The following is a 10537-nucleotide window of genomic DNA, read 5'->3' as shown; positions in this document are numbered from 1 at the left end:
ACGCTGCCGCGTCCACCGCAAGCCCGGCTCGCAATCAAGACGACAACGAGATCGCCCCTCAAGGATGAGCCGGGATGAGCGACACATACGCCAAAACCGAATTTCGGTAAAGTGAAATATTTTTGACGGGCGGGGTTGACGGGGTGGCGGGTGTTTCGCCCGACGGGTACAAATATCTTGGCGGATCCCACAGAGCGTGGAGACGCGCCGGGTATTCTGGACGACGGTCTCCGACTAACGTCGCACCAATGTTTTGGCCAATTTAATTGCTTATGCTCTACGAACACGCCATGGTTGCAATAATTTAGAAGACGGCCATTACTGCCTGCCAGTATTTCAGCGCGTTCGTATCCGATCTGGTTTATCGGCGACGAGAAGAAGCGAGTGAGAGACTAGCCAACCTCATGATTGCGATCTCACCTGAGGTGACAATACATCAGCTATAAGGCGAGCACACGGGACAGGCCCGCCAGATGAATTCAAGAACCACGCGCTAATTTTGAATGGTAGCGGAGGGCGATACCTTCACTACCCCGAGACGATCAGTCTGAGTTTTTGATCTCAATCACCTGAGTTTTACCCGGTAGATCAAAGGGCAGCTCGGGGAAATGGTAGCGGGAGGGTGCTACGGTCTTTCCCCACACCAACCAGACCTGCGATATCTCATCCGATCTTTTGCGTGAGGCAGTTCATGGGCCTCGCAGCCAGGAGGCGCCGACGTTGGCCACGAGTGTCCCAGTCGCGGCCGAGGAAACTCAACGTCGTCGAGACGCCGGGACAATTCGACGCCGCTCTCCTTTCGTCACGGCCGCATCCACTTACATCGATCGCCTTTGGCTCTTGGCAGCCGCCAAAGGCATGCGGCGGAGCCCGATGGTCTGCACAAGGGTTGAATGACATGGGCAGGCGCAGCAAACAGTCGCTTCCATAGACACCCGACGCCGGAGCGCCACCGAAGTGCCGCCTACCGCGCGGCCCACATCACAGCGCCTCGACAGAAATTGAAGGCGAGGCGTCCGTAGAGAAAGCCGCTTCCCGGCTCTGACGCAGCGAGGCGGTACGAATTGCCGAGAGCACGGAGAATTTCGATCATCTCCATCAATTCATGATGGGTCAGCGTCAAATGAAGACTGGCGTGCGACAGCAGCAGGGCTTGAATGCCAATGTTGATCATGACGGACCCGCCTTTGCGCGCGGCAGCGGCATGAATTGCGAGAGATAAGCGCTTCTCCATTGATACGGCGTATCGCCGACAAAGCGCTTGAACACCGTGGTGAAATGCGCCTGGGTCTGGAAACCCACGGTCAGGGCGATATCCACGAGCGCAATTTCGGCCTGCTTGAGCAGCTCCTGGGCGCGCTCGATGCGGCGCCTCAGCAGATATTCATGAGGTCGCACACCGACGGCCGCACGGAACTGCCCGGCGAAATGCATCCTGCTCAGGCCGGCGACGGCGGCCATGTCCTGAAGCGTTATCTTTGCAGTCAGATTCTTGTCGACATATTGCAGGACGCGCCTGAGACGCCAATTCTGCAGCGACCGTACGGTCCTTCCAGCGTCCTCCTCGCGAATGGCGTCGGCCTGATCGAGCTCGGCCCGTGCGCTGGGAGCCTGCCGACTGAACGTCCGGGTGAGGATCGCAAGCCGCAGGGCGTCGGCCATGATGGCGGAATGGGCATCGTGCGTGGCTTCGGTCGCCGCGAGCGCATCGGACAGGCGCCGCATCACCGGATCAGCGGCTTCTCCTCCGAAGGCCCGTTCGCTCTCGGCAGGCGGCGGTGCAAGGAGTTTTGCGGAGAGCCTGAAGCGAGGCCCGCGAGCGGCAGAACGTTCGGCGTCCGCCGCATGCTCGACCGCCAGGGCCATGTCCAGATGGACGAAAGACAGCATCGTTCCGCCTTCGTCGAACCGGCCAGGGAGTTTCGATAGCCCGAGCCAATCGCGATCGATTGCCGAGATATCGATCGCGCGAACGTCATGATCCTTGATCGCCTGTGAGCGTGACATCTGCAGCGACATCGTCGAATCTCCTTGTCCCGTTTTCGATCCGGCCTGGCCTGACCGGCTTGCCCGAATGCCATGGGAGCAGAGTAATTCGGCGGTGTGCGCGATCCATTCTACCCGCGGGTGCGTCTATAGGTTCTCGGGTTGACCGCGTCATACCTAGGTATGATCACGACCTGTTCGTCGGGTGAGCGCACCGATGCGACGTCTCACCGAGATCGCGGCTGCGGGCACAACTTGCGGCGCGACGCCTGCGGTAAGTTGACGCGCTTTCTGCGCACCATCCGCCGGCGGGACCACGCGAGATCCCTGGTTTTTCCGGGGAATGCCGATTGCCGGCGGTTTCACCGCATCGAGCGCGCGACAGGTCTTCCACGAGAGCACGAAAATCGCGCGGGCGGATGTTGTGAACGCGATCAAATCGCGGCATCAACGCCGCTGATAGCTGATGTGAGAAGAACGACTGCAAGCGACGATGACGCGTCATGACCTGACCACGGGCTCATCCAAGAGCCGCACCGGCCTGCGGTCCTTGTCCGCCGTCCTCGCCTTTGCGGTTTTCCTGGTTGACGTCCTGACGCCGCTCGAGGGCGCCGTGGCGGTTCTCTATATCGTGGCGATCCTGCTCGCGGCGAAGAGCAACCGGCGCGACGACACCATCGTCGCCGCGGCCGGCTGCGTCGTCCTGACGATAACAGCCTATCTCCTGTCGCACGATCTGCGGACCATCGCCTCACCCGCCCTTCGTGTGCTGGTGAGCCTCGCGGCAATCGGGATCACGACCTTGCTGGCGCTGCAAAATCACGCGGCGACGAAGCGCCTCGCCGCGCAAGCCCGCCTGCTCAACCTCTCGCACGACATGATCTTCGTCAGGGATCGCGGCGGCGTGATCACCTTCTGGAACAAGACGGCCGAGCAGGTCTACGGATGGTCTGCCGACGAGGTGATCGGGCAGCTCGCCGACGCGCTCCTGCAAACCAGATATCCTGACCGGCGCGAGGTCATCGAAGCGGGCCTGGTGGGCACCGGTCGATGGGAAGGCCGCGTGCAGCAACGAACGAAAGACGGTGCGGCGCTCACCGTCGATGCCCGATGGGCCTTGCAGCACGACCGTCTTGGCAAGCCGGTCGGGGTCCTTGAAACGCACACCGACGTCACCGACCGCGTCGCCGCACACAACGCGCTGGTGCGAAGCGAACAGCGATACCGCCGGATGTTCGACGCAAGCCGGATCGGCGTCGTCGAAGAGGATTGGAGCGAACTCCGAGCCGCACTGCAATCGCTGGACACCGCGGGAGCCAGCCTGCGCGACCATCTGGCGCGACATCCCGATTTCGTCCGGCATGCCCGCCGGCTCGCTGCAATCACCGACGTCAATCCGGCCCTACAAAAGATGGCAGGAGCAAACGGCGCCCCGACCTTTATCGAGAATGTAGACTCGCTTCTCGGCGAGAACGACCGCAGTTTCCTCGGCGCATTGATCGCGTTCGCGGAAGGCGAGCCGTTCTACGAAGGCGAAACCGAGCTCGTCAGGCTCGACGGACGCAAAGTTCCCGTGCTGTTCACGATCACCTTCCCCTCCGGGCCTGACGGCGACCGCAACGTGCTCGCCTTCGTCGTCGACATCACCGAGCGCAAGCAGGCGCAGGATGCGTTGCTCGCGGCGCAGGCGGAGCTCGCCCATGCCGCGCGCGTCGCCACCCTCGGCGAGCTCAGCGCCTCCATCGCCCACGAGGTCAATCAGCCGCTGGCGGCGATCGTCACCAGCGGCGAGGCCGGCTTGCGATGGCTGCGGCGCGACGCGCCCGATCTGAAGGAGGTCGCGGCCACGATCGTTCACGTCGTCGCGCAGGGCCGCCGTGCCGGCGAGGTCGTGGCCCGCATCCGCACCTTCCTGAAGAAGGCGCCTGCCCAGCAGGACAGTCTCGATATCGCCGAGATCATCCAGGAAGCGGCCCTTCTGGTCGCGCGGGAGCTCGCGAATGACGACGTCGTCCTGACTGTCGAGACGACGCCTGGCCTGAAGCCAATTCGCGGCGACCGTATCCAGCTTCAGCAAGTGCTGGTCAACCTGCTGGTCAATGCCGGCCAGGCCATGTCGGACCAGCGCGGTTCCCGTACCGTCATGCTGCGCGCCAGCGCCGTCGACGGCGAGAGACTCGCCATCACGGTGCAGGACAGCGGCCCCGGCATCCGACCGGACGACATGCCACGCCTGTTTGATCCGTTCTTCACGACGAAGCGCGGTGGAATGGGCATGGGACTTGCGATCTGCCGAACGACGGTGGAAGCTCACGGCGGCGAGTTGTCGGTCGAGAGCACCCCCGGCACGGGAGCGACATTCCGCCTGACACTGCCATACAGCCAAGAACACATCAGACCATGACACGACCAGACCACGCGCAATCGCCGGCCCAATCGCTCAACTCGGTCGTTATCATCGTTGATGACGACGCAGGGATCCGCGCCTCGCTCGACAGCCTGTTCCGGTCCGTCGGCCTCGATACGCGCCTGTACGGCTCGCCGTCCGAACTGCTTGGAGGCTCGCTGCCCGACGGCCCCGGCTGCATCGTGCTGGACGTCCGCCTTCCCGGCGTGAGCGGGCTCGACCTGCAGGGCCAGCTCGTCCGGCAGGGCATCAGCTATCCGATCATCTTCATGACGGGCCATGGGGACATTCCGATGTCCGTGCGTGCCATGAAGGCCGGCGCAGTCGATTTCCTCTCCAAGCCATTTCGCGACCAGGACATGCTCGATGCCGTGACCGCGGCGCTCGAACGCGATGCGCAGCACCGGGCCGAAGCCGCGACCAAGGAGGACATCCGTGCCCAGTACGAGACCCTGACGGCGCGCGAGCGCGAGGTGATGGGCCATGTCACCGCCGGCCTGATGAACAAACAGGTCGCCGCCCTGATCGGGCTGAGCGAGATCACGGTCAAGATCCACCGCGGGAACGTCATGCGCAAAATGGGGGTCCGGTCGTTCGCCGACCTCGTTCGCAAGGCCGAGGCGCTCGCGGTTTCCCAGACCCGCAGGACTACGGACCAAACCTGAGTATAATTCCGGCGGGACTGCCCCAGGTGCATAAAGCGCCATCGGCCGCGCCGAGGGAGATGCTCTTCCTTGCGGAACACCGCGGCCAGGATTAGGCGCCCCCATGGCCAAAAGCTTGGTGATTGCGATCGTAGACGACGACGAAGGCGTTCGGGCATCGCTGGCGAGCCTCGTGCGTTCGGTCGGCTACGAGGCCCAGGCCTACGAATCCGGCATTGACTTCCTGCGGCAGGCGCCCGGAGAGGATCCGGCATGCATGATCGCCGACGTCCAGATGCCAGTCATCACCGGCGATGAGCTGCAGGCCCAGCTGGTTGCCGCCGGCCGCCGTTTTCCAATCATCTTCATGACGGCGTTTCCGAGCGAAACCGTGCGTCAGCGCGTCATGGCCGCAGGCGCGCATTGCTATCTTGGCAAGCCTTCCAGCGGTGACGAGATCATCCGCTGCCTCGAAGACGCGCTGGCAGGCAACGGGCCGCAATAGTCCAGCCCGCGGCTGGGCGGACGAGAGCGTTTTCCCCTCAACCCGACGTGCAATCCGGCAACGAAGTTGGTGAACCGGAAATACCGGCGAGCCCCTCGCACCTCATATTCGCGCGCGTATCACGACACTGGCGGGGCTGGCTGTTCTGCCGAGGGAAATGGGGATCTCGCGCGATGCAAACCAATGCCGATTCTGCCGCCGCGGCGCGCCCATTGGTCTTCGCCGGGTTTCCGGCGAGCTCCTGGGCCTTTGCGCTGCGGGTGTGGCTCGCGATGCTTCTCGCGCTCTATGTGAGTTTCTGGCTCGAGCTTGAATCGCCCTCGTCGTCAGCCCTCACGGTGGCGATCCTTGCACTGCCCACGCGCGGTCAAGGCATGGAAAAGGCCGGCTACCGGCTGCTTGCAACCGCCATCGGCGTGGCGGCATCGATCGCGATCGCCGGCATGTTTTCCCAAACCGATGGCCTCCTGCTCGCGGTGCTCGGCATCTGGGTCGGCCTTTGCGTCTACGCCGTCGGGATGCTCGACGGAAATCGCGCTTATGCAGCGTCTCTCTGCTGCACCACGGTCGCGCTGATTGCCATTCAGCAGATCGACAGCCCGCTGCAAGTATTCCCGACCGGCGTCGCGCGGGGCGCGGCCATCAGCGTCGGGGTCCTCGCGGTGGCGCTCGTGAATGAAATTCTGGCCGCGCCGAACTATCATCCGGCCCTGGCAAGCCGCATCGAGGCGCTGCACCGGCGGGTCACGGATCTCGCGCAAGATGCCAAGCGCGGCCAAGCGCCATCCGCACCCGTTGCGGCGAGCCTGTTGCATGATATCGCAGTCCTGCGCCCGGACATCGCAAGCCTAGCGGCGGAATCGAGCGTGGGCCCGACAAGAGCCGCGGCCGCGCGTTCCGCGCTGGTCGATCTCGTCAGCGCGTTCTCTCTCGGCCGCATGCTGGCAGCGCTCTCCGCCAGGCCCGCTCCGGCGCAGAATGCGGACGATCCGGACCAGGATGCGGCCGGGCTGATAGCGATTTCCCGATCCTGGGTGCGGACCGAAATCAGCCGCAAGAACGCGCAAGTGCGCAGCAGCCTCGACGCGCTGCGTGCAGGGACGCATCCCTATCGTGCATGGCGCGCGCCGCTCTATCGCTCGCGCCGCATTGCGGCCGAAGCCGGCGCACGGGCCACGATCTCGTTCACGCTGATTGCGATCTTCTTCGTGCTGGCGGGCTGGCCGACAACAGAACTCTGCCTTTCACTCGTCGCCGTCATCATCGGCCTCGGCTCGACGTCGCCCTCGCCACGCAACTTTACGATGGTGGCGGTGATGGCGACGCCCATTGCCTGCGTGCTGGCCGGCAGCCTGAAATACCTCGTCTTCAACGGGGTGTCCGAGTTTCAGTTGCTGGCGATCGGTCTCGCGCCTGTCGTCATCGGCCTCGCGCTGCTGATCACGCTGCCGAGCCCGCTGCCGTCTTCCCTCGGCCGCCTAGTCCTGGTGTTCACCCTCGCCGTGCTCGCGCCGGCTAATCCGCAGAGCTACGACCCCCGGGTATTTGTCGTGACGAGCCTGTTTGTCTGCCTGGCATCCGCGCTCGTCTTCGCGGCGCAGGTGCTGCTGCCCCCCTTGTCGGGCGACCGGCGCGTTCGGTTGCTGCTGGGAGAGATCCGGCGCGAGCTGAGCCGCCGCGACAGCGGCCCAGCCCGGCACCTCGCGCCGGAGGAAGTCGCCTTTCGCGACGCGGCGCGGATTGAACAGATGTTGACCGCAAACGGCCCCTCCGCAATCGATGATCAGATCGCCGGCACGACGATGCGCTGTTTCGATCAGGCCGACGCCCTGCGGCGTTGCCGTGCCGAACTGGACCGGGTCGGCCAGGGCCCGCTCGCCGGAGCGGCGCAGGACGCGCGAGAGGCCCTCGCCCGGCGGGACGCCGGCGCGATCCTCGCTTCGGCCGGGGCGCTGCACCAGGCGGGAGCGCGAAGCAACCTGCCCACCAGTGCAGCCATCGCCGCACTGATTGCGGCAAGTGCGGCATTCACGCCGTTACAATCCCCGACCGGCTCCAGCCGAGAGAAACGATCATGATGAACACCTATCGGGAACTCGTCATCGGCGGCGTGCTCATTGCCCCCATCGTCTCCTATGCAGCAACAGCGATGCTCGCGTTGCTGATGCTGCGCCCGCTGCTGCGGTTCGTCGGGTTCGCGAGATTCTTCAGCAACCCGTCGCTCGCCGAACTCTGCCTTTACGTGGCGATGTTCGGCATGCTCGCACTGTTCTTCTAGGGAGAAAAGTCATGGAAGCAACCCTGCCCCGCAACGCCGCCCCGCTTCATGGCGAACCACCGACCGAGGCGCCGGTGGATGCCGCAGATATCGTGGACGGTTCGAACATGCCGGAGACCGTGGCGCGCGACACCGGCGATCACGCCGCGGCCGGCGTCAGACCTCCGGAACAGGCGGCTGCCTCCGCGAAGGTGCTGCGCGAGGGCGCCCGCCGCTTCATCCACGGCGCCGGCAAACATCTCGCGACCCTCGGCATTGCACTGGTCGCCGTCTTGATATCGCTCGCGACCTGGCAGCATTACGTCACCGCGCCCTGGACCCGGAACGGCAGCGTGCGCGTCCAGGTGGCCAACGTCGCGCCGCAGGTTTCGGGCGAGATCGTGGAACTGCGGGTGACCGACAATCAGTTCGTCCATAAGGGCGACGTGCTCTACGTCATCGACCCCTTCGACTTCGAGGTGGCCGCCCATGTCGGCAGGGCCGTCCTCGACCAGCGCGCGGCCGATCTCGAAGTGAAGCAGGCCCAGTTCAACCGGCGGCAGCGCTTGTCCAACCTCGCAACGACGCCGGAGGAACAGCAGATCTTCGCCGGCAATGCCTTGCAGGCAAAGGCTGCGTATGAGGCGGCGGCGCATCAGCTTGCTCAGGCGGAATTGAACCTGAAACGAACCAACGTGACGAGTCCGGTCGACGGCTATGTCACCAATCTCCTGCTGCGCGTCGGCGATTATGCTGCCACCGGCACCAGCAACGTCTCCATCATCGATGCCAACAGTTTCTGGATCGACGGCTATTTCGAAGAGACCAAGATGGCTGGCGTGTGCGTGGGCGATCGCGCGGAGGCACAGTTGGTCGGCTACTCCAAGCCGCTTCAGGGACATGTGAAAACCGTGACCCGCGGCGTCAGCGTGTCGAACGCCGCATCCGGCACCCAGGGCTTGCCCAACGTCGATCCCATCTACACCTGGGTTAGGCTGGCACAGCGCGTCCCGGTGCGCGTCGCCATCGACACGGTGCCTCCGGGGGTGCCGCTGGTCTCCGGCATGACGGCGACGGTGACGATCCGGCAGCCCTCAAGCGAAACCCAAAGCCGGTTTGAGCAATTCCGCACGAACTTCGTGGATCCCGTCGCCGATCTGTTCGGCGCGGGACGTCCGCCTCGCGCGAACTGCCTTCAGGCCACGTCCCAGCAGCCCCCCGAGGTGGAAGCGGTTCCGTATTCGCGCGAACCCGCCGTTCCTCCGGCGGCGACGATCGCGCCCGGCCTGACACCCGGCCTCGATGCCTCGCCACGTCTGCCCTGAATCACCAGGTCGGACGGGACGGCATGCATCTCCCTTCCGAAGTGTGTGCCGCGCCCGACATCGGCCTTCTCCACACATCCTTGATCCATTTGGTCCAATTGAAGTTTTCGCGACACGCGGTCGCACCCGCTCGCATTTGCAAAATCTAATGCCGCTTCAGCTTCCTTAACAAGCCTTTCGGCGCGGTCGCACCTATCGTTCGAACATGGACCAATTGCATTCTGCTGCCGTCCGACGGCAGCAGAATCCAGGATACGGGGCGAACGATGCTTACTGATATGCAAGCGGCCGGCGCCCGGGTGACGTATCAGCCCAGCCGGCGCGAACCGGCTTCCCCGCAAGAGTCTCGCGCAATTCTCCACGAAGTCAGGTGGCGCCAGCCCAGCCAATGCGCCGCCACCGCGTCCGATGACATTACGATCTCGCGCTGGACCTCGACCCAAACAGGCATAAGGCACGAAGAAGCCCGGACGCCTTGCGACCGATACTTCCTGGCCATCGCCTTGAGACCGACACGCGTCAAACTGACCAGAGGCCGCCAAACCGTCTTCGACGGCGTCATGCCGGCAGGCACGCTGTATATCGGCGCACCGTCGCAGCGGCTCGGTGCGCAGTTCTACGCGCCGTGCGATTTCCTGCACTTCCACGTCTCTGCCGGCAGTTATTTTCCGTCTCTACGGCCTGGAGCAGGCCGCGCCGCGCCGGAAGACCTCAACGACCTCGTCCTGCTCCGCGACCCCTTTGCCGAGCAGCTTGCGAAAGCACTGACCGAACGCGGCCATTCTGCCGACCGGGAATTCGCACGCTGCATCGGCCGGACGCTGGCAATGCACATTGCCCGGCGCGAGTTCCCTCACGCGAAAGTCAATGCGTTGCCGAAATGGCGGCTGCGGCGCGTCGAGGAGTATGTCCGGACGAACTTCGACCACGGCATCACCCTATCCGACCTTGCCAAGGTGGCGGGACTGTCGCGGATGCACTTCGCGGCCCAATTTCGTGCCGCGACGGGATACCGACCGCGGGAATACCTGCTGCATCAGCGCATCGAGCGTGCGAAATCACTGCTATCGAATTCCGACACGGTCCTCGCCGAGGTGGCGCTAACCGTCGGCTTCTGCACCCAAGCGCATTTCTCGACCGTCTTCAAGCGGATCACAGGTGAAACCCCCGCGCGCTGGCGATGCGCCAGTCGGAACGCGTCGGCTTCGTCCAGGCTCGGCGATCCGGCTGCGACACGCATGGCTGTGTCCCACGGGCTGCCCGCGGAATCACGTGAATCATGCGAAATGAGAAATAGCAGGGGTTCGTGAAATACTTTGCCCGCGCGATCGGCGACTCTGTGTGTGTTAGGTGACTGAGACCCCCAAGTCACGGCTCGAGCCTCTTTCTCCTCCCTGGGCATACGAGCATTTT

At 64.1% G+C, this 10537-nt stretch carries 9 protein-coding genes; 7 read left to right on the top strand and 2 right to left on the bottom strand.

Features of this window, described 5'->3' with window-relative positions:
• Nucleotides 1-964: 964 nt before the first annotated feature.
• Both AC0L2J_RS28605 and AC0L2J_RS28600 read right to left on the bottom strand, forming a co-directional pair.
• Nucleotides 965-1174 carry a hypothetical protein gene (locus AC0L2J_RS28605; RefSeq protein WP_007596015.1) on the bottom strand — a complete coding sequence of 70 codons (210 nt, stop codon included), beginning with the start codon at nt 1172-1174 and terminating at the stop codon, nt 965-967.
• Complete coding sequence (locus AC0L2J_RS28600) at nt 1171-2019, bottom strand: helix-turn-helix domain-containing protein (protein ID WP_473395240.1); 849 nt, start codon at nt 2017-2019, stop codon at nt 1171-1173. The genes AC0L2J_RS28605 and AC0L2J_RS28600 overlap by 4 nt, the downstream gene beginning before the upstream one ends.
• A 460-nt stretch (nt 2020-2479) precedes the next feature.
• Here AC0L2J_RS28600 and AC0L2J_RS28595 point away from each other — a divergent pair, with 460 nt between their 5' ends.
• From AC0L2J_RS28595 to AC0L2J_RS28565, 7 genes are all read left to right on the top strand, one after another.
• On the top strand, nt 2480-4390 hold the full coding sequence (locus AC0L2J_RS28595) for a PAS domain-containing sensor histidine kinase (RefSeq protein WP_473395239.1): 1911 nt from the start codon (nt 2480-2482) through the stop codon (nt 4388-4390).
• Nucleotides 4387-5058 (top strand): response regulator transcription factor, encoded by a 672-nt coding sequence (locus tag AC0L2J_RS28590; RefSeq protein ID WP_473395238.1) that lies wholly within the window; start codon nt 4387-4389, stop codon nt 5056-5058. The genes AC0L2J_RS28595 and AC0L2J_RS28590 overlap by 4 nt, the downstream gene beginning before the upstream one ends.
• 103 nt (nt 5059-5161) lie before the next feature.
• Nucleotides 5162-5542, top strand: coding sequence for a response regulator transcription factor (locus AC0L2J_RS28585; RefSeq protein ID WP_473395236.1), 381 nt, complete (start codon nt 5162-5164; stop codon nt 5540-5542).
• A 173-nt stretch (nt 5543-5715) separates the two neighbouring features.
• A complete protein-coding gene (locus AC0L2J_RS28580; protein ID WP_473395235.1) occupies nt 5716-7620 on the top strand; it encodes an FUSC family protein in 1905 nt (634 codons plus the stop codon).
• Complete coding sequence (locus AC0L2J_RS28575) at nt 7617-7820, top strand: DUF1656 domain-containing protein (protein WP_473395233.1); 204 nt, start codon at nt 7617-7619, stop codon at nt 7818-7820. The genes AC0L2J_RS28580 and AC0L2J_RS28575 overlap by 4 nt, the downstream gene beginning before the upstream one ends.
• Nucleotides 7821-7831: 11 nt before the next feature.
• Nucleotides 7832-9124: an HlyD family secretion protein gene (locus AC0L2J_RS28570; RefSeq protein WP_473395232.1), complete on the top strand. Its 1293-nt coding sequence runs from the start codon at nt 7832-7834 to the stop codon at nt 9122-9124.
• A 266-nt stretch (nt 9125-9390) separates the two neighbouring features.
• Entirely contained in the window at nt 9391-10434 is a 1044-nt protein-coding gene (locus AC0L2J_RS28565) for a helix-turn-helix domain-containing protein (RefSeq protein ID WP_473395231.1), read from the top strand.
• Nucleotides 10435-10537 lie beyond the last annotated feature (103 nt).

The sequence above is a fragment of the Bradyrhizobium sp. MV1.5 genome (assembly GCF_055807615.1).
Note: the sequence above shows the minus strand (reverse complement) of the source record. Positions and strands in the feature narration are given on the sequence as shown.